General features: G+C 43.4%; 24 protein-coding genes and 1 riboswitch. Of the genes, 22 read left to right on the top strand and 2 right to left on the bottom strand.

The window, feature by feature from the left end:
* The first annotated feature begins 21 nt into the window (after positions 1 to 21).
* The 4 genes from H7J92_RS03900 (at position 22) to H7J92_RS03885 (ending at position 4,196) form a co-directional block, all read left to right on the top strand.
* Entirely contained in the window at positions 22 to 462 is a 441-nt protein-coding gene (locus tag H7J92_RS03900; protein ID WP_221835451.1) for an SRPBCC family protein, read from the top strand.
* Positions 463 to 641: 179 nt separating this feature from the next.
* Entirely contained in the window at positions 642 to 1,031 is a 390-nt protein-coding gene (locus H7J92_RS03895; protein ID WP_009765997.1) for a MerR family transcriptional regulator, read from the top strand.
* On the top strand, positions 1,024 to 2,529 hold the full coding sequence (locus tag H7J92_RS03890; protein WP_221835450.1) for a class I adenylate-forming enzyme family protein: 1,506 nt from the start codon (positions 1,024 to 1,026) through the stop codon (positions 2,527 to 2,529). Before H7J92_RS03895 ends, H7J92_RS03890 begins: the two co-directional genes overlap by 8 nt.
* Entirely contained in the window at positions 2,526 to 4,196 is a 1,671-nt protein-coding gene (locus H7J92_RS03885) for an acyl-CoA dehydrogenase family protein (protein ID WP_221835449.1), read from the top strand. Before H7J92_RS03890 ends, H7J92_RS03885 begins: the two co-directional genes overlap by 4 nt.
* A 222-nt stretch (positions 4,197 to 4,418) precedes the next feature.
* On the opposite strand, the gene H7J92_RS03880 is transcribed toward H7J92_RS03885, so the two are convergent.
* Positions 4,419 to 4,700 (bottom strand): hypothetical protein, encoded by a 282-nt coding sequence (locus H7J92_RS03880; RefSeq protein WP_040758404.1) that lies wholly within the window; start codon positions 4,698 to 4,700, stop codon positions 4,419 to 4,421.
* Positions 4,701 to 4,849: 149 nt separating this feature from the next.
* Positions 4,850 to 5,614 (bottom strand): 3-oxoacyl-ACP reductase, encoded by a 765-nt coding sequence (locus H7J92_RS03875; RefSeq protein ID WP_009765993.1) that lies wholly within the window; start codon positions 5,612 to 5,614, stop codon positions 4,850 to 4,852.
* A gap of 61 nt (positions 5,615 to 5,675) precedes the next feature.
* Positions 5,676 to 5,774, bottom strand: a riboswitch (TPP riboswitch).
* 146 nt (positions 5,775 to 5,920) lie between these two features.
* On the opposite strand from H7J92_RS03875, the gene H7J92_RS03870 reads away from it, so the two are divergent.
* From H7J92_RS03870 to H7J92_RS03785, 18 genes are all read left to right on the top strand, one after another.
* Positions 5,921 to 6,625 (top strand): CoA transferase subunit A, encoded by a 705-nt coding sequence (locus tag H7J92_RS03870; RefSeq protein ID WP_009765992.1) that lies wholly within the window; start codon positions 5,921 to 5,923, stop codon positions 6,623 to 6,625.
* Positions 6,625 to 7,269, top strand: a complete 645-nt coding sequence (locus tag H7J92_RS03865) for a 3-oxoacid CoA-transferase subunit B (RefSeq protein WP_009765991.1) — start codon at positions 6,625 to 6,627, stop codon at positions 7,267 to 7,269. Before H7J92_RS03870 ends, H7J92_RS03865 begins: the two co-directional genes overlap by 1 nt.
* Positions 7,270 to 7,428: 159 nt before the next feature.
* On the top strand, positions 7,429 to 8,796 hold the full coding sequence (locus tag H7J92_RS03860) for a trypsin-like peptidase domain-containing protein (RefSeq protein ID WP_009765990.1): 1,368 nt from the start codon (positions 7,429 to 7,431) through the stop codon (positions 8,794 to 8,796).
* 387 nt (positions 8,797 to 9,183) lie between these two features.
* Positions 9,184 to 10,614: a helix-turn-helix transcriptional regulator gene (locus H7J92_RS03855; protein WP_246602494.1), complete on the top strand. Its 1,431-nt coding sequence runs from the start codon at positions 9,184 to 9,186 to the stop codon at positions 10,612 to 10,614.
* A 169-nt stretch (positions 10,615 to 10,783) separates the two neighbouring features.
* Positions 10,784 to 12,466: a urocanate hydratase gene (gene hutU / locus H7J92_RS03850; protein WP_078817167.1), complete on the top strand. Its 1,683-nt coding sequence runs from the start codon at positions 10,784 to 10,786 to the stop codon at positions 12,464 to 12,466.
* Positions 12,467 to 13,720: an imidazolonepropionase gene (gene hutI, locus H7J92_RS03845; protein WP_009765987.1), complete on the top strand. Its 1,254-nt coding sequence runs from the start codon at positions 12,467 to 12,469 to the stop codon at positions 13,718 to 13,720.
* Positions 13,721 to 13,806: 86 nt separating this feature from the next.
* Positions 13,807 to 15,126: a YjiH family protein gene (locus tag H7J92_RS03840; protein ID WP_078817168.1), complete on the top strand. Its 1,320-nt coding sequence runs from the start codon at positions 13,807 to 13,809 to the stop codon at positions 15,124 to 15,126.
* A gap of 167 nt (positions 15,127 to 15,293) precedes the next feature.
* Positions 15,294 to 16,712, top strand: a complete 1,419-nt coding sequence (locus tag H7J92_RS03835; protein ID WP_221835445.1) for a hypothetical protein — start codon at positions 15,294 to 15,296, stop codon at positions 16,710 to 16,712.
* 24 nt (positions 16,713 to 16,736) lie between these two features.
* Positions 16,737 to 18,971 (top strand): hypothetical protein, encoded by a 2,235-nt coding sequence (locus tag H7J92_RS03830; RefSeq protein ID WP_221835443.1) that lies wholly within the window; start codon positions 16,737 to 16,739, stop codon positions 18,969 to 18,971.
* Complete coding sequence (locus tag H7J92_RS03825; RefSeq protein ID WP_221835441.1) at positions 18,964 to 19,587, top strand: class D sortase; 624 nt, start codon at positions 18,964 to 18,966, stop codon at positions 19,585 to 19,587. Before H7J92_RS03830 ends, H7J92_RS03825 begins: the two co-directional genes overlap by 8 nt.
* A 149-nt stretch (positions 19,588 to 19,736) precedes the next feature.
* Complete coding sequence (locus tag H7J92_RS03820) at positions 19,737 to 20,438, top strand: CBS domain-containing protein (RefSeq protein ID WP_221835440.1); 702 nt, start codon at positions 19,737 to 19,739, stop codon at positions 20,436 to 20,438.
* Positions 20,439 to 20,461: 23 nt separating this feature from the next.
* Positions 20,462 to 21,208 carry an ABC transporter ATP-binding protein gene (locus H7J92_RS03815; protein ID WP_221835430.1) on the top strand — a complete coding sequence of 249 codons (747 nt, stop codon included), beginning with the start codon at positions 20,462 to 20,464 and terminating at the stop codon, positions 21,206 to 21,208.
* Positions 21,205 to 21,975 (top strand): ABC transporter permease, encoded by a 771-nt coding sequence (locus H7J92_RS03810; protein ID WP_078817174.1) that lies wholly within the window; start codon positions 21,205 to 21,207, stop codon positions 21,973 to 21,975. The genes H7J92_RS03815 and H7J92_RS03810 overlap by 4 nt, the downstream gene beginning before the upstream one ends.
* 389 nt (positions 21,976 to 22,364) lie before the next feature.
* A complete protein-coding gene (locus tag H7J92_RS03805) occupies positions 22,365 to 23,339 on the top strand; it encodes an ABC transporter substrate-binding protein (protein WP_221835428.1) in 975 nt (324 codons plus the stop codon).
* 4 nt (positions 23,340 to 23,343) lie between these two features.
* Positions 23,344 to 24,375, top strand: coding sequence for a FecCD family ABC transporter permease (locus tag H7J92_RS03800; RefSeq protein ID WP_425441334.1), 1,032 nt, complete (start codon positions 23,344 to 23,346; stop codon positions 24,373 to 24,375).
* Positions 24,362 to 25,177, top strand: coding sequence for an ABC transporter ATP-binding protein (locus H7J92_RS03795; protein ID WP_078817178.1), 816 nt, complete (start codon positions 24,362 to 24,364; stop codon positions 25,175 to 25,177). The genes H7J92_RS03800 and H7J92_RS03795 overlap by 14 nt, the downstream gene beginning before the upstream one ends.
* Positions 25,143 to 25,571, top strand: coding sequence for an ankyrin repeat domain-containing protein (locus H7J92_RS03790; RefSeq protein ID WP_221835426.1), 429 nt, complete (start codon positions 25,143 to 25,145; stop codon positions 25,569 to 25,571). Before H7J92_RS03795 ends, H7J92_RS03790 begins: the two co-directional genes overlap by 35 nt.
* Entirely contained in the window at positions 25,562 to 25,903 is a 342-nt protein-coding gene (locus H7J92_RS03785) for an antibiotic biosynthesis monooxygenase (RefSeq protein ID WP_245799462.1), read from the top strand. Before H7J92_RS03790 ends, H7J92_RS03785 begins: the two co-directional genes overlap by 10 nt.
* Positions 25,904 to 26,311 lie beyond the last annotated feature (408 nt).

Here is a 26,311-nt window from a genome sequence, read left to right as displayed (position 1 = left end):
AAAGAAAAAGGGGTGTGTCATTTGCCGAATGGAATGGAAGAAATCAAGATTTCAGCGCCGGTGGATAGAGTGTGGAGATTTTTGGATGATATGAATCAATGGGCTCCGCTAATCCCGGGGTATATCGAACACGAAGTAGCCAATGAAAAGCAGTTCACCTGGAAGTTTCGTGCGGACCTTGGGATGATCCAAAAAAATATCGAGATGCAGGTTGATATTGCGGAACGGTCAGAGAACTCAAAAGTTGCTTTTAAACTCGAAGGACTGAATGAAAACTTGGAAGGCAACGGCTACTTTCAGCTGAATGAAGTTGATCGAGAGACGACAGATCTTACAGGCTACCTTGATATTTCGGGCAAGGGTATGATGGGGTCGGTTATGAATTCGATGATGAAAAGCTATGTGCCGCAAACTGTGCGCGATTTGACGGTGGCTGTAGGGGAAAAACTGCAAAATAGTTAACGATGATAGAAGAGGTTGTTGTGAAAGTCAGTGGCATCTGACTTTTATGACGACCTTTTTCTTTTAAGGGGGATCGTTGGTCTTAACCGCATCATAGCGTATCGGGGCAAATTATCATCTTGACCTTTACGTTAACGTAAATGCTACTATTTAGAAAATGATAGAAAGGAGGAGGTGAAGTGAAAACAATTCGGGAGACAGCGGATCTGTTTGATGTATCCACGCGGACGATCCGATACTACGAAGAGATTGGTTTGCTTTCGCCTGCCCGGTCAGAAGGAAATCAGCGCCTATATCCAGCTTCTGAACTTGTCAAATTAAAATTGATTGTTCGTGGAAAGAAATATGGCTTTTCATTGGAAGAGATTAAAGAAATGGTGTTGTTATTCGATAAAGACCGAACCGGGCGCAAACAGTTGGAACGGACAATTCAATACGGTAGACGGCGAATCGAAGAAGTTGAGTTGAAAATTCAGGAATTGGAAGAAATGAAGCGCGAAATGGAGCAGCTGCTTGTTGTATTCAATAGCAAATTGGAAAAATCGAAAGGGGATGAAGGGAATGAATAGTTCACAATTATTGTCTCGTAATGCACGGAAGTATCCGAAACACGAGGCAGTTGTCAGTAGGGAAAAGCAAATTACGTACAAAGAGCTGGATCGGCTTGTTAATCAATTTGGGAATGCGTTGCGGACACAAGGCGTAAAGAAAGGAGAAAAAGTAGCGTTGTTTTTACCGAACGGAGAAGAATTTGTGATCTCGTATTTTGCAGCACAGCGAATCGAGGCGATTGTAGTGCCGATTAACGTGAAGTTGACAGCACGGGAATTGGAATACATTCTTGAGCACGCGGACGTAAAAGTATTGATTGCACATGATTTAGTGTTTGAAGCAGCAAGTAAAATGAAAGCGCCTTCACTGAAGATTAAGACAGGTGGCGCAGTGGATGGTTGGTTTGATTTTCAAGATGTGCTGTCTCAAGGGGAAGAAACTACAATTTCGTGTAATTTGAAAGAAGACGATGAGTCCACCATTTTATATACATCCGGGACGACAGGTAGCCCGAAAGGTGTGTTATTTAGCTACCGAAATATCTTGACAGTTGCTTCAATGATTGCTGTGGAAATGGAATTCAAACCGGAGAGTCGCATCTTGCTGATGATGCCGCTCAGTCACTCAGCACCGCTTCACTTGTTTTTGATGGCAGGTATGCTTGTGGGATCCACACTTGTTATAACACCGACATTTACTCCGGATTTATTGATTGAAATGGTGGAACGAGAACGAACAACACACTTTTTTGGTGCACCTGTTGCATATATACTGACCGCAAGCAATCCAAAATTACAAGATGCAGACCTATCATCCATGAAATGGTGGGTATATGGTGGGGCTCCGCTGTCGGCTGAAGAAGTGAAAAAAGTGAAAATTGCATTCCGCTCGGACAATCTGGTCTGTGTTTATGGACTGACAGAGGCGGGACCGAGCGGGGCATTACTGCTGGCTGCTGAACATGATGCGAAGGCGGGAAGTATCGGGCGGCGTGCTCCGCTGCATACAGAGCTGCGAATTGTAGATGAATCAGGAAAAGATGTAATACCAGGTGAAGTAGGGGAGATCGTTCTCTTTGGTGAAGGAAATATGCTTGGCTATTACAAAAATGAGGAAGCGATGCGGGAGACCTATTTTGACGGCTGGTTGCGGACTGGTGATATGGCGATGGAAGATGAAGATGGATTTTATTGGATTATTGGTCGAAAGAAAGATGTGATTTTATCAGGCGGGGTCAACATCTATCCGCAAGAAATTGAAGAACAAATCGTTCAATTTCCTAATATGAAGGAAGTTGCGGTAGTTGGTGTACCGCATCCTGAGTGGGGTGAGACGGTGAAGGTCGTATTTGCCGCTTCTGAAAGAATTGATGAGGAAGCGCTTAAAGGTTATTTGAAAGAACATTTGGCTTCATTCAAAATTCCGCGGATTTATGAACAAGTCGATGCGCTGCCTCGAAATGCTTCTGGGAAGATTCTAAAACAACCGTTGCGAGAAGGAGGAACTGTCGGATGAGAGTATTGGAGGAAACTGAACGTTATGAAGTGGAAAACTTTTTTGTTGGTGATGAAACATTGGAACTAATTTTACGTGAGCGACTGGATGGTCCGTTTCTTAAGTATGCATTACGTGAACTTCATTCATTCGGTGAAGCATGTGCGAATGATATTGAGCGAAGAGCTGTGCATACGGACAGAGAAGGGGAACCGCGTCTAATTCGTTACAATAAGTTTGGTGAAGAAGTATCGGAAGTGTGGGTCAATGAAGGGTATCGACAAACCGTACAGGAAACGTATGATACAGGGATTGTCGGCTATGTCCATAAAGAGATTCCCGAACTTGGACATAAGGGGAATTATACGTATAGCTTTGCACAAGGATTTCTGTTGTCTCATGCAGAGCCTGGTTTCTATTGTCCTGTAACGCTGACGATGGCAACTGCGTATTTATTGGATCATTTCGCGGATGACGAGGTAAAACAACTGTTTTTACCCCGTGTTTGCGCAACGGGTGAAATGCCTTTATTCGAAGGTGCTACATTTTTGACGGAGCGGCAAGGTGGGTCCGATGTAGGTGCAAATGTTGTCCGCGCGGTGAAAGAAGGAGAGCAGTATCGATTGTATGGAGAAAAGTATTTTGCTTCGAATGCCGGAATGGCAGGCGTGGTGATGGTCTTGGCTCGTATGGAAGGTACGCCTGAAAGGTCAAAAGGTTTGACGTTGTTTGCGGTACCTTGGCGCAAGAAAAACGGGGAGTTAAACGGAGTTCGTATTCGCAGACTCAAAGATAAACTGGGTGTGCGCGCTGTGCCGTCAGGTGAGGTGGAATTTGACGGGGCGATTGCCTATGTTGTAGGTGATCCGACGAAAGGTTTGGCTTATATGCTCGAAGCGCTTAATTTATCAAGAATCTGCAATGCGGTTGCATCTCTAGGCATCATGCGCAGAGCATTGCTGGAATCCAAGAGCTATGCAAGTCGTAGAAATGCATTCGGTCAACGTTTGACGGGTTATCCAATGGTGCGTGATACATTAGGAAAAATGTCGGCAAAATTACATGCGGAAACAATAACCGTTTTTGATTTCATTAAACTATATGAAAAAGTTACAGATGGAGAAGCGGATGAACGCGAGCAAGTGCTGAAGCGACTTTTTATTGCATTGATTAAAAAGGAAACAGCGGAACAGGCAATTCACTTCTCTCATGAAGCAATCGAAATGCACGGCGGCAATGGCTATATAGAAGATTTTGTTACGCCGAGATTGCTACGGGATGCACAAGTGTTAACCGTTTGGGAAGGGACGGCAAATATTTTAGCGTTGGAATTGATTCGTTTGGTCACGAAATTCAAAGCTCATGACTTGTTTGTCGATGAGATGAAGAACCGTTTGTCTGCATTAGAGGAATGCGGATTGACGCAAGTACTAGATAGAGAAATTGATAGTGTGCAGGAAGGATTGACTGCCTTTGCTTCCTATGATTATTCTTTGCAAACATTTGAAGCGAAAAGATGGATGAAACGCATGTCGGACGTATATGAAAGCGTCGTGAGTTTGGAGTGGGCTGCAAAGTATGGTAGGAAGTATGAGAAGTTAGCAGAGGTGTTCATGGAAGATACATGGGGGTTGCGTAAGTCAGGCGAACCGATGAAAACAGTGGAATGCTTTGAGGAATTAATCTGAAAAGCAAGACTGTATAAATGGAGGGCTGTCCAGGGAGTGATCTCCTGAACTGCCCTTCTTCCATGTGCGTCATTTTGCTGTTGAAGATCATAAAGTGTCTATACGCGATCATAAAGGGGTTTCTTATGGTGATTTAGGAGAGTGAAAGGTGGAATAATCTCTTATGGCTGCTAGTTTTAGTCTCATCGAACGACACCGTGTTGGATTCTGAAATTCCTTGTATCAGCTATATCTTATCGTGCAAATGTCAGCCAAGGCGAATTCTTGGACATCTGCATCTCCGAACGGTTGAAAATGGATAACTCGATTGTTTTTGTTGAATTCTAAGTAATAGCCATTATGCTGAATATTTTTTGAGTGTTTCAAGGTGATTTCGATAGGATCTCCCATCATTAAATCGACGAGTATATGAATTAATTTCTTTTCGTCATAACATCTAGTCTCCCGATTCGATACATGAGAAGAGTCACAGCCGCTGCAAGGTCTAAACTTTCTTGATGACATAAAATATGCACCTCCTTCTCTCTTAGTGTATGTCGAAAAACGTGAGAGAACTGTGCCGTTTCATTTGATGAATTCAACGCAAAGGAGGTGCTATCTAATATACGCTTGATCTACAAATCAACCATGCAAAAAGTCAGGAAATGACTCTATCAATCCATCACCAATCCGCCATCCACTACGAGATTTTGTCCTGTGACGGCACGGCTGGAAGGAGAAGCGAAGAAGACAACCACATCAGCTACTTCTTCTGGAGTGACGACTCGCCCAATCGGTGTGTTGGCTTTAATGATATCGAACACAGCATCCGGCGTTGCGGCGCTAGCATCTGTTTTCAGTAAAAGCCCACCTGACACCATATTGACGGTGATACCATCAGGTCCTAATTCTTTTGCCATGCTCCGCGTCATACCGAGCAAAGCGGCCTTGCTCGTATTGTAATCGTGATAAGGTACGACAGGATTCTGCACCAAGTTTGTTCCGATATTGATGATTCGACCAAACTGCAATTGTGTCATGCCTTCCCGAGCTGCTTGAAGCGTATTTAGCGTTGCCCCCACAGAACCTTCCAGCTGTTTATGATAATCCTGCCATTCAATCGCATTCAACTGTTTCCGATCATCACCATTGAATGAAAAGTCGATTAACGCATTGTTGACGATTGTCGTAATTGGCTGTCCGAAATGGTGGTTAGCCTGTTCTACTAATAACTGCAGGTCATCTGGATTCCGCACGTCTGCCCGCAGTGCTATGGCCCGGTCACTGCCGATTTCATTCACAACTTGCTGAGCTTTATCGCTATTTTGAAAGTAATTTACGATAACTTTTGCACCTGCTTCGCCAAAAGCCTTCGCAGTTGCCGCGCCCAACCCTCTGCTTGCACCAGTCACCAATACTACTTGATCTTTCAATTCCAATCCATCCAGCTCCTTTTTTCATAGGTTTATACAAAAAAAGACCACTGAAAGTTAGTGGCCGCTGAAAAAAATGCCACTTCCCTCCGTCGGTATCAACCGAATCAGGTTCAAAGGGTCGGAGTTTTCTCCTCTCAGCCAATAGGCACCCCCAGTGATTTTGTTATGTATGTGTCTGTGAAGTATAGCATTAGGGACATTTTAATACTATGAATTACCATTCTTTTTCATAGTTTCATGCAAATATCTGAATCATTTGTTAAAATAAAATAAGGGTGAAGCACTGGCAAAGAACAGGAGGAGAAACGTATGAAAACGATCTACTCAACAAATTTGCAAGCGGTTTCAACTATTCAAGATGGAGCGACGTTAATGGTTGGCGGATTCGGACTGGTTGGGATACCTGAGCAGCTGATTCTGGCATTGGCGGAAACTGAAGTGAAAGATTTAACGATCATATCAAATAATTGTGGCGTGGATAATTGGGGACTTGGCTTGTTGCTGCAAAAGAAGCAGATCAAGAAAATGATTGGATCGTATGTTGGGGAGAATAAGGAATTTGAACGCCAGGTATTGGCAGGGGAAATTGAAGTCGAGCTGACACCGCAAGGAACGTTGGCTGAAAAGATACGTGCAGGCGGCGCGGGGATACCGGCTTTCTATACGCCTGCTGGAGTCGGGACACAGATTGCAGAAGGAAAAGAAGTGCGGGTCTTTGATGGCAAGGAGTATTTATTGGAGGAAGCTTTGAATGCAGATTTCGCATTGATTCGCGCAGCGAAAGCCGATCAATTGGGAAACTTGATCTACAATAAAACGGCACAAAACTTTAACCCACTTATGGCGGCGGCAGCTAAATTTACAATTGCTGAGGCGGAAGAGATTGTAGATGTTGGAGAACTAGATCCTGCCCACATTCATACCCCAAGCATTTATGTGCAAGGCTTATTGGAGGCAAAACAAGAAAAACGAATTGAGCGGCTGACGACTCGGCAGAAAGGGGAGGGAGCTTAATGAAACCAATTCATTTTAGAGAGCGCATTGCGAAAAGGGCAGGGCAGGAGATTAAAGACGGCAACTATGTCAATTTAGGAATTGGTATGCCAACGCTTGTAGCGAACTATATTTCAGCTGATAAAACAGTCATTTTACAGTCGGAAAATGGATTATTGGGCATTGGGCCGTATCCTTTAGAAGAAGATGTCGACCCTGATTTGATCAATGCTGGAAAAGAAACGGTCACAACGGTTCCCGGCTCTGCTTTCTTCTCGAGTGCCGAATCATTTGCGATGATTCGCGGCGGCCATGTGGATGTCGCGATTTTAGGGGCAATGGAAGTGTCTGAAACAGGAGACTTGGCCAATTGGATGATTCCAGGGAAAGTGATCAAAGGGATGGGTGGCGCGATGGATTTAGTGCACGGTGCCAAAAAAGTGATCGTCATAATGGACCATGTTTCGAAAACCGGTGAACCAAAAATTAAAAAGCGCTGTACGCTGCCGCTTACCGGAAAAGGAGTTGTCGATAAGATCATTACCGAAAGAGCATTAATTGAAGTGACTCCAAAAGGTTTAGTGCTGAAAGAAGTATTTGACGGCTTTACGGCAGAGGAAGTTATTGAATCAACAGAAGCTGATTTGATTCGGGGAGACAATTGAATGTAGAGTATATGGCTCTGTCATAAGTAGACAGAGCTTTTTTGTGTGATTTTACATAAGAGTGAGTCTTTTATAGTGATTTTTATGGTATTATTTAACGTATACATAGTTGCATATAACTAACAATATTAGGTGCTAATAGAAGGGGGAGTGAATTGCATGTTCTGTTCAAAATGCGGTCATAAAAATACAGACAATGGGAAGTTTTGTGCGGGCTGCGGCACGGAAATGAGTAAATCGTCTGGCAGTAAATGGGTACCTGCTATTGTTCTTACCTGCTTCATTGTCTTGGCAGGGACAGGTGGAGTATTTGGCTATGCGACAGACTGGAGTTTTAAAATTCCGAAGAAGACTAATGCATTGCCTGATACAGAAGCGGTGGCTGCAGCGGAAGGTGAAAATGGCATTAAAATCCAAACTACTCCTGCGGTTGCAAAGCAGTCGAAGCAACAGTCGAAAGACAAAACCGTACTTATAAAAGAGTCATTACCCAGCGTGTTTACAGTCTTGACCGGTTCGGGCTCTGGTTCAGGTTTTCTTTATAAAAAGGGCGGATATATTGTTACGAATGCTCACGTGGTAGTAGGCTATACAGATGTGGTTGTCCGAAATTCCAAAGGGGAAGATATGGGAGGCAGAGTTGTAGGGATTTCCGATAAATATGATATAGCCTTGATTAAATCCGAAGCAAATAAAAATGTGAAGCCATTCGTGATCGAGCAAAAAGAAACGCCGATCGGTACGGAAGTCATCGCGATTGGCAGTCCGAACGGCTTTGAAAATACCGCGTCAATCGGCTATTTGACTGGATTGAACCGTGACATGCAAAAAGATTTCATCTATGAAAAAGTCTATCAGATCGATGCGCAAATTGACCACGGCAGCAGCGGAGGCCCTCTTCTCGATGCTAATACGGGTTATGTCATCGGCATTAATTCCTTACTATATAAAGATAACACCGTGTTTGGCTTCTCGATTCCGATGTACAGTATGCAAAATCTAGTCGATAAATGGATCAATCAGCCGATGAGCGGCAAACAAGTAGCGGCGCTGTTCGATGTCTACGATGACTATATCCCAGAACAATACTATAATCAGGATGAACACTCTGAGGACTACGAGGAATTCTATCAAGAAACACCGGACGAGTATGATACGGAAGAAGCAGAAGTCACGGATGAAGAAGTCGTAGATTTTATAAAAGAATTCCGCAATCAATACGAAGTTGCCTTGACCAATGAAGATTACAGTTACATCGATCACTATGTCGCTTCTGGCAGCTCAGCCGGAACCGAACTTCTGGACTACATGGACGACATGTCGGGGCACAATGTCTACTTCGAATTCATCGAAAACACTGTAACGGATGTTATCTACTACGAAGACTCCTTAGAGGCCTACACCTACGAAACTTTCTATTTTACCGACATCAGCGGAAACAGAGACTTTATAGAAAAGAGAAAAATTTATTCGATCATAGTGGATGAGTATGGGAATTATCAAATCATAAAAATAGCGAATCAATGATTAGAAGCCTCTTGAGCAAAACTGCTTGAGAGGTTTTGTCTTGACCTTGACCTTACCTTTGTTTAGTAACTCAGTCAATGAATGATGCCAATTTTGTACTCTGACTGTGAAGACCCTTCTTAGATCTTGAAAAACTACACTAAGTTCTATATGTTCTTTTATGTGCTAACTAAGGATTGGAGCGGAAGACGGTCGACTCCTGGGGGATCAGCGTGCGTCTTGAGACCCCGCAGGAGCGAAGCGAACGAGGAGGCTCAAGGCCACGCCCCCCGGAAAGCGTACCGTCTGGAGCGGAAATCCCGGACCACTTACTACGTGCTCTCTCAACGCAATTCCCATAATATAATGCTACAATACATAACAACAATGCATCGAGGTGAACGACAAATGAAAATATTGCTCCTTATAAAAGACCCATTAGAAGCACAAGGCTTAAAATGGCTGCTGACATCACAATGGAACGACGTGGCGGTCGAAATAACAGACCAACCAAACGTACTGCGCACATTTCAAGACGCTTACTTATACATCATCGACATGGACTTCATCAGCAAAGAAGACGTCGACTTGCCTGCTCATGCACTCTGGCTTGGCATTTCTTCAGACCGCACATTTCAGACGGTCTATCAGGCACTTACGCTAAAAGCCGAAGACGTGCTGTTCCGTCCGTTCCCACCTGAACGCCTGCTGAAACAAGTCCAGCAAATCCGTTTTCATTGGCGCAATGAAAAAACGGATCGTGAACAGCCGCTTGCGCAACAGCAAAACAGTGTATCCTATGAGGATTTACTCATCCGAGACACGATACCACAACAGCCGATTTGTATGAGCCTGCTTGCGATATCCGATTTAGAAGCGTTGGATATCCTCGTTGAAAAATTGAAGCGCTATAATTTTCCGGCGGCATTTCAAGTGTTTCCGTTTTCGGATCATGTACTGGTCATTCATCGGTTGAGCGAAATGCAGCCATTGCATGAAGCGTATCGAGTGTTTTTTTCACAATGGAAGGATCAATCGGAAGCTTTGCTGACGATTTATCTATATATAGCGGATGAAGAAATAAGCTATCGTGCGTTCTACAAAAAAATGCGCCTATTCCATGAGCGTATTTTCTATGACGGCTATGATATTCTTACGCAAGTTGAAGAAGATTTTCAATGGAAGGAACTCGACCCGTTTTTGTCGCCGATTGATCAGCAAAAGTGGATTGAAATGCTGGAGAAGCAGCAACTGACGAATATTCGTGAATGGTTGGAGTACGACTTTCTGACTTTGGAGCCGCCATATCCGAACCCTGGGATGGTGCGCGTGCGGCTAACGAGTATTTTAGCGCAGATGCGTCGGTATATGATGGCGAACTCCTTACAGTCTTCAAAATTAGAACAGGCATATCATGCTCTGTTTAATAAAACGATTCAAGAACCGGTTATGTATCATATTATTCAATCCTTCATTACGTTTAGCGGCGAATTGATTCGGACATCCAGTGACCTGTACACTTCTCAAGACTTCGATGAGAAGGTAAGAGAGCGGATTTTAATGAATTATTGGGATTCTTCTTGGAACTTAGCTGCCTGCGCGGAAGAAATGAAAATCCATAAAAGTACGCTCAGCCGGAAATATGCGAAAGAAGCAGGACAGTCGTTCCGAGATACATTGCTTGGCATCCGAATTGAACAAGCGCAGCGTTTATTGAAAGAAACGGATTTAACCATCTCTGAAGTAGCGGAAACATCAGGCTTTTCTCATCCTGCTTACTTTAGTAAACGTTTTAAAGAAGCGGTAGGCCGAACGCCTAATGAATACCGCCAATCATAGGAATGCTCAAAGAATATTGAAAATTAATTATACGATGAAACAATAAAATGCAATTGAAAACGGTTTCCTTTAAATATTGTAAATATAATATAAAATAATCAATAAAATATAACGTAATTAACGTTTTACAGCTAGTATACTAAGAGTAGCTTATGAGGAGGTATTTAAAATGACAAGTACACAAACAAATATAGCAGCAGAAAAAGTGATTCAATATACAGGTACTGAACTTAATACGAAAGGATGGCAGCAAGAGGCAGCTCTTCGCATGCTGATGAACAACTTGCACCCAGACGTGGCAGAACATCCCGACAAATTGGTCGTTTACGGAGGAATCGGTAAAGCGGCGCGTAACTGGGAGAGCTTTGATGCGATCGTTCGTTCATTGAAAGAATTAGAGAATGACGAAACGTTGCTTGTTCAATCAGGTAAGCCTGTAGTTGTTTTCAAAACTCATGAAAATGCACCTCGCGTATTGATCGCAAACTCTAATATCGTACCAGCGTATGCAAACTGGGATACATTCCACGAGCTAGATAAAAAAGGCTTGATGATGTATGGACAGATGACAGCGGGCAGCTGGATCTATATTGGGTCTCAAGGAATTGTTCAAGGAACATATGAAACATTTGCTGAGCTTGCAAACCAACACTTTGGCGGCTCACTGAAAGGAACGATTACGTTGACTGCCGGTCTAGGCGGCATGGGTGGTGCTCAGCCTCTAGCAGTTACAATGGCTGGCGGAGTTTGTATCGGAATCGATGTAGACGAAACACGTATCGATCGCCGTATCGAAACTCGTTACACAGACGTGAAGACAGATTCATTGGATGAAGCGATTCGTATTGCAGAAGAAGCGAAAGCAGAAGGCAAAGCACTTTCTATCGGTCTAGTAGGAAATGCAGCCGATCTATTACCAGAAATGCTTTCTCGTGGATTTATTCCTGAAGTATTGACTGACCAAACATCTGCTCACGATCCACTGAACGGCTATGTTCCATCTAAAATGTCTATGGAGGATGCAGCGAAACTTCGTGAATCTGATCCAGAAGAATATGTACGTCTATCGAAAAAAGCTATGGCTCAGCACGTAGCAGCTATGGTTGAGATGATGGATAAAGGTGCAATTACATTTGACTATGGTAACAATATTCGCCAGGTGGCAAAAGATGAAGGCGTTGAACGCGCATTTGACTTCCCAGGATTCGTTCCGGCGTATATCCGTCCGCAATTCTGCGAAGGTAAAGGGCCTTTCCGCTGGGTAGCTCTATCTGGAGATCCAGAAGATATCCGCAAAACAGACGAAGTGATCTTGCGTGAATTCAGCTACAATAAGCATCTTTGCAATTGGATCAAAATGGCACAAGAAAAGATTCAATTCCAAGGACTGCCTTCCCGTATTTGCTGGTTGGGTTACGGAGAACGTGCTCGTTTCGGCAAAATCATCAATGACATGGTGGCAAGCGGCGAATTAAGCGCACCGATCGTTATCGGCCGTGACCACTTGGATTCAGGTTCTGTAGCTTCACCAAACCGTGAAACAGAGTCAATGAAAGATGGTTCAGACGTAGTATCTGACTGGCCAATCCTTAACGCTATGATCAATGCTGTCGGCGGGGCAACTTGGGTTTCTCTTCACCACGGTGGTGGCGTAGGTATGGGCTATTCCCAGCACTCTGGAGTGGTTATCGTAGCAGACGGAACGAAAGAAGCAGAAGCACGTCTAGAGCGCGTATTGACAACGGATCCAGGAATGGGTGTAGTACGTCACGCGGATGCAGGCTATGATATCGCAATTCAAACAGCAAAGGAAAAAGGAATCAAAATCCCGATGTTGGAAGGTGGAAATTAATTGAAACCTGTATGGATTAAACATGCAAAAGAACTAGCAACAATTTCAGGTGAAAATGGACCGCGTAAAGGGAAAGACATGTCGAACCTTTCCATCATTGAGGATGGAAGCGTCTGGATCGAAGACGGCAAAATCGCAGCTGTTGGAACAACGGAAGAGTTGGAAAAACAGTATGCAAGTCGTGCAAATGAAGCAGATATTGTGGATGCAACGGGACGCCTGGTTACGCCAGGCCTCGTCGATCCTCATACACATATTGTCTATGGCGGAAGCCGTGAAAAGGAATTTGAAATGCGTCTTGAAGGTGCAACATATATGGACATCATGAATGCCGGTGGTGGGATTCACGCTACTTCCCGCATGACACGTGAAGCGACAGAAGATGAACTGGTGGAACAAGCATCCCGCCGTTTGGATTCATTCGCAAAGCATGGTGTTACGACGGTTGAAGGAAAAAGTGGATACGGACTCGATTTAGAGACGGAACTGAAGCAATTGCGTGCAGCGAAACGTCTCAATGAACAGCATGCGCTGGAAATCGTGCCTACTTTCATGGGCGCTCACGCCGTGCCAAGAGAGTATAAAGGCAATGAAGATGCATTCGTTGATTTAGTCATTGATGAAATGCTTCCTGTTGTCGCAGAAGAAAAATTGGCAGTATTCAATGATGTGTTCTGTGAAAAGGATGTTTTCACTCCGGAGCAATCTGAACGAATTTTAGAAGCCGGTAAAAAGCACGGCTTAACTCCTAAAATTCATGCGGATGAAATTGCATCATACGGCGGCGCAGAACTGGCTGCAAAAGTCGGAGCTATTTCCGCGGAGCATTTATTGAAAGCTTCCGATCAAGGAATTGAAGATATGGCGAAGGCTGGAGTGATTGCGTGCCTGCTGCCTGCAACTGCATTATTCCTTCGTGAAGAAGCAGCAAAAGGACGTCAGATGATCGACTCGGGGATGGCAGTCGCCATTTCCACTGATTGCAATCCGGGATCCTCTCCGACCACTTCCATGCCACTTGTTATGAACCTGGCTTGCATTTCGATGCGCATGACGCCTGCAGAAGCGTTAGTTGCCGCAACGATCAACGCAGCGAGCGCGATTAAAGTAGAAGACCGTGCGGGTTCATTGGAAGTTGGCAAACAAGGCGATGTCGTGATGTGGGATATTGGAAGCTATCAGGAGTTGCAATATCTATTCGGTGTGAATCATGTAGATAAAGTATGGAAAAAAGGTCAATTAATCGTTGGCTGACTTATAGAAACTGTGAAAGAACGTCTTAACACGACGTTCTTTTACAACGTTTCTGAGTGCATAGACATCTTAGAGGGGTGAACAGAATGGAGCAATTGAAGGAAAGAGCAACGAGTAAAACAAATACAGGTATTTGGAAGTTTTTTGTCTATAGTGCGATTGGTGCGTTTATGTTTTTTGTGCCTGTAACAATCAACGGCAACAATTCGATTATGCTGGACCATATCGTGACTTGGTTTCAGACGAATGTAAGCGCTGTCCTACCGTATTATGCATTACTCATTTTGATTGCTGGAGCCGCTTATCCGTTTATTTCAGGAACGTGGAAGAAATCAACAGTAGATATCGTATTTTCGTTCTTTAAAGTAATCGGACTTGTAGTAGGTATTCTTCTCATATTCAATATTGGACCAGCCTGGTTATTCGAACCGGATATGGGCCCCTTCTTATTGAATAAACTTGTGATTCCAGTTGGATTGCTAGTTCCAATTGGAGCGGCGTTTCTTGCGTTGCTTGTTAGTTATGGATTGCTGGAATTTATTGGTGTGCTGATGCAGCCAGTTATGCGTCCGCTTTGGAGAACACCAGGACGTTCCGCAGTCGACGCTGTTGCTTCATTTGTAGGTTCATACTCACTCGGACTGCTCATTACGAATCGTGTATATAAAGAGGGGAAATATACTGCGAAAGAAGCGGCGATTATTGCGACAGGATTCTCCACGGTGTCTGCGACATTCATGGTAGTCGTAGCAAAAACACTCGACATTATGAGCATGTGGAATTTATATTTCTGGCTTACGCTTGTCGTCACTTTCATCGTAACAGGGATTACGGTGCGTATTTGGCCGCTTGCTTCCATGAAGGATGAGTATTATGAAGGTTCTACACCGCAACCAGAGATGAAACCGGAAGGCAGTCGTTTCGCAGCAGCTTGGGACGAAGCAATGGAAACGGTTTCTTCAGCTCCTGGACTCGTAAAAAATATCTGGATTAATGTGAAGGACGGATTGATGATGGCGATGGCGATTTTGCCTTCCATTCTGTCTATAGGGCTATTAGGTCTTGTGCTAGCGGAATATACACCGGTATTTGACTGGATCGGTTATATTTTCTATCCGTTCACTTATTTAATGCAAGTTCCTGAACCGATGTTAGTTGCAAAAGCAAGTGCACTTGGAATTGCCGAAATGTTCTTACCGGCATCGCTCGTTGTACAGTCTGCTTTGATTTCAAAGTTCATTGTAGGCGTTGTGTCGGTGTCTGGGATCATCTTCTTCTCTGCGCTTGTTCCTTGTATCGTCGCGACTGAGATTCCGATTTCCATTCCCAAGTTGGTTATCATTTGGATTCAGCGTGTTATTTTAACAATCATCATTGTCACGCCGCTTGCGTTTTTACTACTATAAATAAAATAGAGCCCCTTCATCATTATGATGGAGGGGTTGATTTTGTATTTTTGGAAAACCGTCATGAAGTTGGTCGTTGTTCCATGTTTAGGAAGAAATGAAGTGGGTAGGCAGGGTTTAAGGGATAAAATCTGCCCTATCTTTATAAGTAGGAAGGAGGTGTGATGTTGGAAAAATGGAAAATAGTTTTTATGACATTATTTTTAATTGGAATGGCACCTATTGTAATGCATGCCGAAGAAAATGAAGCAGAACAGGAACCGAAGCAAAGAAAAGGGATCATATCGGGTGTTGTGGATGTGGTGGCAGATACGGTATCCTCTGCCGGTAATGTGGTAAATGAAACAGTCGAGATGACAGGTAAAACCGTCCAACAAACGGTTGAATTTACAGAAGATACTGTTAAAAGTGTAGCGGAACCACCTGCTGAAAAGCCTGTAAAGCAAATCGTTGAAAGGACTGCAGAGTTTGTACAGGGCACTGTGGAAAATACGATACCAGTTGTGAATCAAACAACTGAAACTGTCCGAGAGACTGCTGGAAACGTGACTGAGATCACTGAAGAAGTACCCATCGTTTCACATGCTAATCCTGTGGTAGAAGAGACAGTCGATTTTACCTCAACTACAGCAGACCGTACAGTCAATCTCGTGAACGAATCGGTCAACACAGTGACAGCATCAACTGACAAACCCATTAAGCAGGTAGTGGAAGATACCGCCGACTTTATAAGCGAAACGGTCAACGGTACAGTACCGATTGTAGAGGAAACAACGGAAATGGTACAAGGAATCGTACAAGACGTTGCGCGAGTAACGGAAGAGTTGCCGGAGTTGCCTGTTGTGACACCTGTCGTCGACCAAACGACAGAACTAGTGAAGGATACCGTCGATACTGTTAAAGGTACAACGGATCAAACAGTCTCTGAAACAGTCGATGCAGTGGTTGGTACAATACAGAAACCAGATGAAATTGTAATGGAGAAAGAGCCTGAATTTCCTTCTGAAGTGATAACCTCCGAAAAGCAGAATACGGAGATTGCGAGAGTTCCGTCCGTTCCTTTGAAAAAGTCTAATTTTAATTCGAAAAAAGAGCCTGATGATCTTGAACTAGAAGTAGAATCTGAAGATATTCAGAAGGAAGCGATCAATTCATCTTTGAAATCTGATGGGTTGCACGAGGCGTCCAAAGCTGCAGATTTAATGCACAAACTATATGTATCTAGGCAATTCATGGAACAACAAGAACGCACGCCTGTTGGTTCAAACTCTTCATATAAGATGAACTTGCCTGGACAGTATGAGGGAAACGGCAAAAATTTGAATCGATCTGTGACAAAGAATGTGAAAGCAACACCTTTTGAAGCTTTCATTACGACGGGTTCTTCATCAATCACCACAACATCTTCTTCTGTAAGTAGTTCACATGTAAATATAAGTGCAGACTTGTCGAGCGAATACTTAGTGAATGTTCAATTGGTCAGCAATCGCTGGTATTTGGAAAGCACAATCGGTAAATTGCAATGGGTCCATGAACCACCTGGGCAACCGCCCCAAACAGCTCCTTTTTTATACGTTAGCGTTTAACTAATAAAAAAGGAGAGAATTATTATGAAAACAAATTGGATGAAACAAGTAGGAATCACATTCGTTGTCGGAGCATCGATATATTTATTCCCATCTGCAGGACAGGCAAATGAAACAGACGAATCTACGGACACTGCCTTAGAGGTCAATGATCAGAATGAAGCAAAGCCGCTCCTTGACGTTCATTTAGAAGATGTACCAGTTGTCGGTGATGTGAAAGTTCAAATTCCTTCGTCTGAAACAGGTGAACAATCTGTTGCGAAAGTACAGGTTAGCGAAGGTATCGTTGATAATCTGGAAGTGGATGTAGCACCTGTGAAAAAGGTTGACCAACAGGAAACAACGCAAGAAAAGAAGGCTGTTGCTACTGTGAATTTGTCGACACCTGTTACAGATGATGTAGAGATTGACGTAATCGCTGAAGAAAAAACACAGCAATTAGATACGTCTGAAACCTCTACTGCAATCACGAATGTCACTGCGGATGATTTGCCAATCGTTGGAGAAACGGAAGTTGGCATAGCAGAGAAGAAACACCAAACGACAGATGAAGCCACTTCATACGATGGCGGTGTAGTGGAAGCGAATATCGAAAAGGTACCCGTAGCGGAGGAAACGCATGTCGGCGTGCTCGACAAACATGTGGAGAAGACGGATGATTCCTATACAGAAAAAGGAGGGGTAGTGCAGGCGGATTTAGAAGCACCCGGTTTACTGGATGACACCCATGTAGGGATCTTGGATTCCCACGTTGTAAAAGGTGAAGACTCATATATCTATAATGGTGGTGTAATAGAAGCGACAATCGAAAAAGCTCCGGTCTTAGACGAAACACATGTAGGAGTTTTAGACCAACATGTGAAGCAGACCGAAGACGGCATCACAATTGATCGTGGAGTAATCGAAGCAGATGTAGCGGCGCCAAGTTTGCTGGACGACACCCATGTAGGGGTCTTGGATTCTCATGTTGTAAAAGCTGAAAACTCATCTTCATTCGATCGCGGCATAGTGGAGGCGTCGATCGAAAAAGCTCCAATCTTGGATGAAACGCATGTAGGAGTGTTAGATCAGTATGTGAAGCAGACTGAAGACGGCATCACAATTGACCGTGGAGTAGTCGAAGCAGATGTAGCGGCGCCAGGTTTGCTGGACGACACTCATGTAGGCGTCTTGGATTCTCATGTTGTAAAAGCTGAAAACTCATCTTCATTCGATGGCGGCATAGTGGAGGCGTCGATCGAAAAAGCTCCAATCTTGGATGAAACGCATGTAGGAGTGTTAGATCAGCATGTGAAAAAAGATGAAGATTCCTTTTCACTTGATCAGGGCATTGTGAACACTATTGTGACGAACCTTCCAATTGTCGGCGATCTGTCTATCGGTGTTTTAGACTATCACGAAAGAGTAATGGAAAACCAATCTTCTCTTTCCACAGGCTTAGCTCAGATTGGGTTAAATGGTACGCTTTTAAAAGATACGGCTGTAAATATTCTAAGAAAACAAGAACAAACGACAGAAGACGGAACCTATACAAAACAAAGCGGCATCACGTTGGGCGTAACTTTACCTATTCTAGGTGAAGTGCAAGCAGATATCTTGTCTAATGAAACGTTCACATCAATAGCTATCGTTTCCCCAACCACTCAGCCTGGAACAAATCCTGATGAAAGTCCAAACGACGACAGTAACGGTACAACGGAACCTGATGATAATGATGGACAGCCAGGAACGTCTCCAGAAGATAGAGATGAAAATCCAGCTCTCCCTGTGGTGGATAACGAAGAAAATGACGGCACCAATTCGAATGAAGGGAATGGAGAAACTACTCCAATCCCGGATTCGAACGATACCACGCCGCCGATTGTAGACGTTCCTGAAGAAAACGGGAATTCCAATCAAGAGAATAACAACTTCGATTGGAATAGTGAAGAACAGCCGAATGGTATGTGGGAAGACAATGGTTCGGTTAAACAGCCAAACGCCTACAATTCTGATGGATCAGTGAATCCGAATCATATGTATGCTGCTGGATGGTTGGCACAGACGCTTGCAAAACACAATCAATTATTCAAAGCCAATATAGTTGGAACAAATGATAGATACAACCAATTAGCCGGACAGCCAATTGCATCTAATTCATTGGAACGATTGCCAACAACAGGAGGATTTTTGAATCCTGCCCTTACAGCTACCTTGGCTCTAATCTTAATAATTGGCGGTTTCACAGCACGAAAATGGGCGCTGAACAAAAATGAGTAAGCGTGGAGCAATAAACAAAGATTCAGTTGTCAAATGGATAGCTAACATCTTAATTATTGCAGGAGCGGCGACTTTGTTACTTCTCGTTTCGGGGATGCATTCAAATAAAAAGCAGCAATCAGAACGATTAAATGCTTTTGCTGCGATGAAAGTAGAAGCAGCGAATTCATCCGAAATACATCCTGCATTACCAAATGGTACTCTTGATCCAAAGTCTGGAGGAATCGAAGGCATTTTGGATATCCCGCAAATCGACTTGGAAGCTCCCGTGCTTTTAGGAGCCGATGAGCAGACATTGTCAGAAGGTTTAGGTACTATTGAAAACATGGATCAACCAGGCGTGATCGACGGCAGTTATGCGATTGCAGGCCATCAATCTCATGTATTCGGAAAGTACTTCAACCGACTTCATGAAATGGAAGCGGGTCAGGAGTTTACTTATGAAACTTTGGATGGAATACAGCGTTACAAAGTATTTGACATTCAAATCGTCAAGCCGGAGCAGGTGGAAATTTTAGATAGTCAAAATGGGATCGCATTGTTGTCATTAATCACATGCTATCCAGAAAGATCCAATGAATATCGGCTTATTGTGCAAGCGAAACGTATACAATAACAATCGGAAAATCCTTCAATCTATTATGGTTGAAGGATTTTCTGTATGTTGACCACTCAGTTAAACTTGTATATCTGTCTGTCTTCAAAAGACTCAGGAAATTAATAGATTATGATATACTTTGCCTAGAATAGAAAGGGGGAAGTAGGATGACGCCTAAAAACTCAGACCGTTTTATCGTTGCGTATAATCGTATTGATAAGTCCTTAGTAAAACTAACAGGCATGCCAAATCATTTTTCGTTTTCCCGAAGAATTGACAAAGCAAAAGAGAAAAATGCGCTGATTCGACATTATGAAGAGGAGTTGCGGGAGTTCGGGAGTTTGCGGAATGCAATTATACATAATCGGACAGGGTTGAATTATGCGATTGCGGAGCCCCATGACGTGATCGTAGAAATGATTGAAATGATCGAGAAAAAATTGTCTAATCCTATGACAGTGAAAGATCTCTTCAGTAGAAAAGTACATTCGTTACAAGCGAAGGAGTCGCTGGCAACGGGGTTAAAGATGGTAAGAGAGAAGAAATTCAACCAAATACCGATCTATCAAAAAGGCAGGTTCATCGGATTGATTACCGCTAATGGAATTATGAATTGGCTGGCGGATCAAAAACACGAAGACATTTCCCGGGAAATACCGACATTATTCGATGTTTATAATCACGAAAAACGTAAAAACACGTATCGTTTTGTAAAAAGTACATTATCTGTTTATGAAGCAGAAGAGTTTTTTAAGAAGTCGATTCTTCGAGGAAATCGTTTGGAAGCATTGCTCATTACGGAGCATGGAGGAAAAGATGAAAAATTGATCGGCATTATAACACCATTGGATTTATTGAAGCTGGATTGACGATATGGGAAAAGGTGATTAGGTTGAAATCTGAAACTACAACTAGGTTATATGAACCTGCAATCCACTTTCAAAAAGTCTCGTATAAAGTGAAAGATACTGAAATTCTCAAAGAAGTGACTGGTTCATTTCCTAAACATAGAATTACTACGCTCGTTGGACCTTCAGGAGCAGGGAAAACGACGTTATTGAAAATGTGTAATGGATTGTTAAGCCCTACAAGCGGAGAAGTTTATGTGGAAGGACTGCCTCTTCAAGACATTTCACCAATACAATTGCGTCGACAAGCAGGGATGGTTCTGCAGAATTCCCCAGTGATGGACGGCAGTGTTTACGATAATTTGTCATTGCCATTACGTCTGCAAGGCAAGGAATTAAGTGAAGAAAAAGCGACCGATATATTGAATCAAGTAGGGCTTGATCGAAAATACTTACGTCGCGATAGCCGCAACTTGTCAGGAGGACAGCAACAAAAAGTTTCGATTGCGCGTACATTGCTGAATGAATCCAATATCCTTTTGCTTGATGAAATCACTTCTGCACTCGATCCTTCATCATTACGCGAAGTAGAGGAATTGATTCGCAAGCTTAACGAAGTCCATCAAATTACGGTTGTATGGATTACACATAATTTAGAACAGGCAAAGAGAATGGGGCATTACGCTTGGATTATGATCGACGGCCAACTTGTGCAGACAGGGAATATTTCTGCGTTACAACATTCAGATGATCCATCTGTAGAACGTTTTTTGAGAGGGGAATTCAAATGAGTACGACGGCCCTCCTGCTGACGTTAATCTTCGTTTTCATTCCAATCATCCTATCCAAAACACTTGGATTGCAACTGGAAAAAGACACGGTTATTGCTACGGTACGCTCTACAGTTCAATTGTTGCTAGTTGGTTTTGTATTAAAATTCGTCTTTGATTCGGAAAGTTATTTGTTCATCTTTTTGATGGTTTCCCTGATGATTGGCGCTGCTGTTCAGAACGCCCGTAAAAAAGGCCAGCAAATAAAAGGGATCACATGGAAGCTGATCGTAACTTTTGTTCTATTAGAAGTTTTGACACAAGGTATTTTGCTGGGATTCAAGATTGTTCCCGCGACGGCTCAATACATTATTTCATTGACGGGTATGGTGATTGGAAATTCAATGGTCCTGTCTATACTTTTCCTTAACCGCTTCGTAGCGGAAGTGGAAACCCATCGTTCAGAAAGCGAGTTGATTTTATCCCTTGGAGGTACTCCCAAACAAGCCATTCATCGACAATTGATCCGCTCTATACAAGCGAGCATGATTCCTACAATTGAGAGCCAAAAAACAATCGGCCTTGTGCAATTACCCGGTATGATGAGCGGACAAATCATCGCAGGTGCAGATCCTTTGGAAGCCGTTCAATTTCAAATATTGGTCGTGTTCTTGTTATTAACGACGGCTGCTTTAACGAGTGTCTGCCTAGGGTTGCTTTCGTATCCTACGTTGTTCAATGAACGGATGCAAATGATCCAAAGAGGAAATGATAGTTCAGATGAATAAATGAACAAATATTCATATGGATTCAGCGAGAAAAAACCCTGCACTACTGCTGAATCCGTCATGTTTTTGACAGCTGTATTATACTTCTTGTGGATTGAAGCAAAACACATAATCATCGTATTAAATTATGAGATCCCCGCACCAAACAATGCGATCCCCGAACCAAACTACATTATTTTCGCACCAAACAACGCGATCAACGCACCAAATTATATTATTCCTGCACTAAACAACGTGATCACCGTATCCCCCTAACCAATTAAACCTACCAAACTATCTATAGTTCAAACGAATCATAATCATAAATCTATTTGACAATGATTCTCATTATCACTTATGATGATTGCAATGAGAAACGTTCTCATTAAAATAAGGGGGTATGGAGAGAGATGAAGAAAATAGTAAGTGTAGCAGGTCTTCTCCTGTTGCTATTGGTCTTAGGAGCATGTGGTGCAGAAGAAGATCAAGCAGAAGATAAACTGGCTGCGGCTCCTATAAAGGCTGAAGAGCCAGAAGTGACAGGCAATCCAAGTATTGAAGTAACCGATCTGACAGGTCAGACATTGACTTTTGATAAAACTCCATCTTCTGTCGCCACATTAAGTTCAGGCGATTTAGATGTGTTACTGGCACTGGGAATTGAAGTAGCGGGACGCCCGACTGTGCAGGGACCTTCAGTAGAAGGACTTGAACAAGTTGCAGAAATCGGGAATCCACATCAGCCAAATTTTGAGAAGATTGCAGAAATAAATCCGGAAGTCCTGATTGCTGCACCAAGCTTCAAACAGCATGAAGAAAACATGGAGCGTCAAGGAACGAAAATAGTTTATACTGCGGCTAATTCCGTTGAAGATATTCAAAATACAATCGAATTGTTTGGAACAATATTCGATAAAGAAAAAGAAGCACAAACAATTCAAGATAAGATTGCAAGTGAAATCCAGAAAAACACTGAACAGAAAGCAGATCCTGTCAGAACACTGCTTGTCTATGGAGCACCCGGTACATACTTGGCAGCCCTTCCAAACTCTTTATCCGGTAACTTATTGGAACTGGCAGGCGGCGAAAATATCGCAAGTGATTTCCCGAACGAAGAGAAATATCCACAATATGCAAGCTTAAGTGTCGAGAAAATCATTGAACGCAATCCAGAAATGGTCATGTTGATTACGCATGGTGAGCCGGAAGCTGTCAAGACAGCGTTCGAAGGCGAAATGTTGAAGAACCCTGCATGGAAAAACTTAGATGCAGTCAAAACGGGAAATGTTGTCGTCCTACCTTCCCATTTATTTGGCACGAATCCCGGAACGAAAGTAGTCGAAGCACTTGAAGTAATGAAAGAAAGTTTAGGCCAGGTTAAATAAGATGATTGCTGTACACGAACGAACAAAAAAAGATCAGCACCCGCTTGCAAGAAAACGTCTCATCGTGTTAGTGACGAGCGGCAGTTTACTGATGGTCGCAGCTATCGCCAGTTTGATGATCGGACCTGTTTCGTTCTCTTTGCAAGAGATTTGGAATGGCATCTTTCAATCAACGGATACGATGGAACGGCGAATCGTTTGGGAACTTCGTTTTCCACGCGTTTTAGTCGGCATGATTGTCGGAACCAGCTTAGCGGCATCCGGGGCGATATTACAAGGAATCATGCGTAACCCGCTCGCAGATCCGGGAATTATCGGCGTATCTTCTGGCGCTGGACTAGCAGCGACAACCATCATGATCATCTTTCCGGCATACATTATGTTCTTACCGCTCGCTGCCTTTTTAGGTGCATTCGTGACGGCTCTCGTTATTTACGCATTATCTTGGAGAGGCGGGGCATCACCGCTGCGAATCATTCTTGTCGGTGTCGCTATCAATGCCGTTATTGGTGCTTTCATGAGTGCGCTCATGCTGCTGTACAGCGATCGGGTTCAATCGGTCCTGCCATGGCTTGCCGGTGGAATAGCGGGTGTCGGTTGGGTGCAATTTGAGATGATTATTTATTACGTAATTGCCGCGCTTGTGTTAGCAATCTTTTCAATCAAGCATATTCGGATTTTACGGTTAGGAGACGAAGTAGCCAAATTACTCGGTCATAACGTGGAACGAAGTCGATTTTTCTTAATTGTTTTGAGTACATTGCTTGCTGGATTGGCGGTAAGCGTTTCGGGCTTGATCGGTTTTGTCGGTTTGGTCGTACCGCATATTATGCGCTCGATTGTTGGAGGCGATTATCGGTTCCTTCTGCCAGCTTCGGCATTAGGCGGTGGATTGCTTGTTGTGGTGGCGGATACGATCGCCCGTAGTGCTTTTAATCCGATCGAGTTGCCTGTTGGTATTTTATTGTCTTTCCTAGGCGGTCCATTCTTCTTGTACTTAATTCAAAAACGGAGGGATTCATTTGCTGGTAACTGAAGAACTTTCCTATCGTCATTCGGATTCATTCGGATTATCGTCTATCGATCTTCATATTAAACAAGGAGAAATCGTCAGTCTGATCGGTCCGAATGGTTCAGGCAAGTCTACTTTTTTGAGGCTGATCTCGCGGCTGATTACGCCAGGTAGCGGTGAAGTTTTGCTGAACGGAGAACGTCTGAAGCGAATGAAGTCGCAGGAAGTGGCGAGGAATTTGGCGATGCTTCCGCAAATGCAAGATCACCAATTGGATGTGACGGTGGGAGAGCTAGTGGAATTCGGCAGACATCCTCATCGTACTGCGTATGGAAAACTTAGCCAGGAGGATCAGGAGATCATTGATTGGGCGATTGAAGTAACGAATTTAGGTGCTTATAAAAATCGTCTATTGCATTCATTGTCTGGGGGGGAACGGCAACGTGCCTGGATTGCCATGGCGATTGCCCAGCGTCCGAAAATTTTGTTGCTCGATGAACCAACCACGTATTTGGATATTTCACATCAGCTGGAAGTGATGGAGCTTGTGGCGGAACTGAATGAGTCGTACGGCATGACCATTGTCATGGTGCTCCATGATATCAATCAAGCAGCCAGTTATAGTGACCGCATGATCGTATTGAAAGATGGAAGGGTACGGTTCGATGGTATTCCACAATGTGTTTTGTGCAAAGACATGTTCCATTCAATTTTTGAAATTGATGCGGAAATTTTCATGAAGAATGGGAAATGTTTTTTCACACCTAGTAAATTACGAAAGGGAGAATGTCATGAGAGCAGAGGGAGAAAAGAAACAGCCAATTGACCAAGGACTTGTACGGCAATATTTAATTGCGACACATGGCAATTTTGAGGAAGTACAGAAGTTGATTGAAAAGGAACCTGATTTGGTTCATGCTGTGATGAACTGGGGTGGCGATGACTGGGAGAGCGGGTTGGGGGCTGCTGCGCATACTGGAAACCGGGATATTGCGGAGTATTTAGTAGCAAAAGGAGGACGTATGGATATTTTTGCAGCCGCTATGCTGGGTGAACTGGAAATTGTCCAATCAATGCTGAAGTGGTATCCGGACTGGCGAGAATTAAAAGGTCCGCATGGTATTCCATTATTGCGGCATGCGGTAGTAGGCGGTGACCAAGCGCAACATGTAGTAGACTATTTACAGACGATGAAAGAGGAGGCAGTGCAATGCAAATGATGACAGCAGTGAATACGATTTTTGTGGAAAAAGGAAAAGGGGAACAGGTGACTGCACGTTTTCAACGAGCGAAAACAGTCCACACATTTGAAGGATTCATTCGAATGGAAGTTCTATTGAAGCAGGATGCTGAAGATCAGGATGAAGTGAAAGTTTGCACGACTTGGGAAGACGAGAAGTATTTTCAAAACTGGCTGAATAGCCGAGAGAATGCAAAGTCTCACGAATCGAAAGCACCATCAACTGAACCAAGTCCGATTTTGGGGAATAAGTTGACGAAATTTGCTGTGAAAGTACAACATTTACCAGCCGAAATTAGTGAAGTGAAGTAATTTTTTGACGTAGCGGCGGCAGATAGGATGCTAGAACTGCCGCTCTATCAAAGTCCGAATGCGATCTATACAGAGACCTGACTGTATAGATGGCTTTCGGGATACCGTCAGCATAACTGTACATCGCGGAAACACTTGGAAGCCGATGTCGCAAAGTCTCACCTAATCGCAACCCTCCCTTACTTGCGGACATTCTAAGGATTTAAAGACATTGTTGCTTTCAAGATGTTCATTTGGCTGCCTTTCTTAACTGAAAGGCAGTTTTTTTATTTTTATTCATCAGGCGGGATTGTTTGAGAAAGAGTTTTCCTATGTCAATTTGAGCGGTTATTGTTTTTTTATGGGAAAGTTTTTGTCTTATGGGGCAGTGGTTATGGCAATAGAAATGTGCGTTGCGCTGGTAGTTTG

Origin of the sequence: Sporosarcina aquimarina (genome assembly GCF_019748715.1) — a bacterium.
Lineage (GTDB): Bacteria > Bacillota > Bacilli > Bacillales_A > Planococcaceae > Sporosarcina > Sporosarcina newyorkensis.
This window is presented reverse-complemented; position numbering and strand designations above follow the sequence as displayed.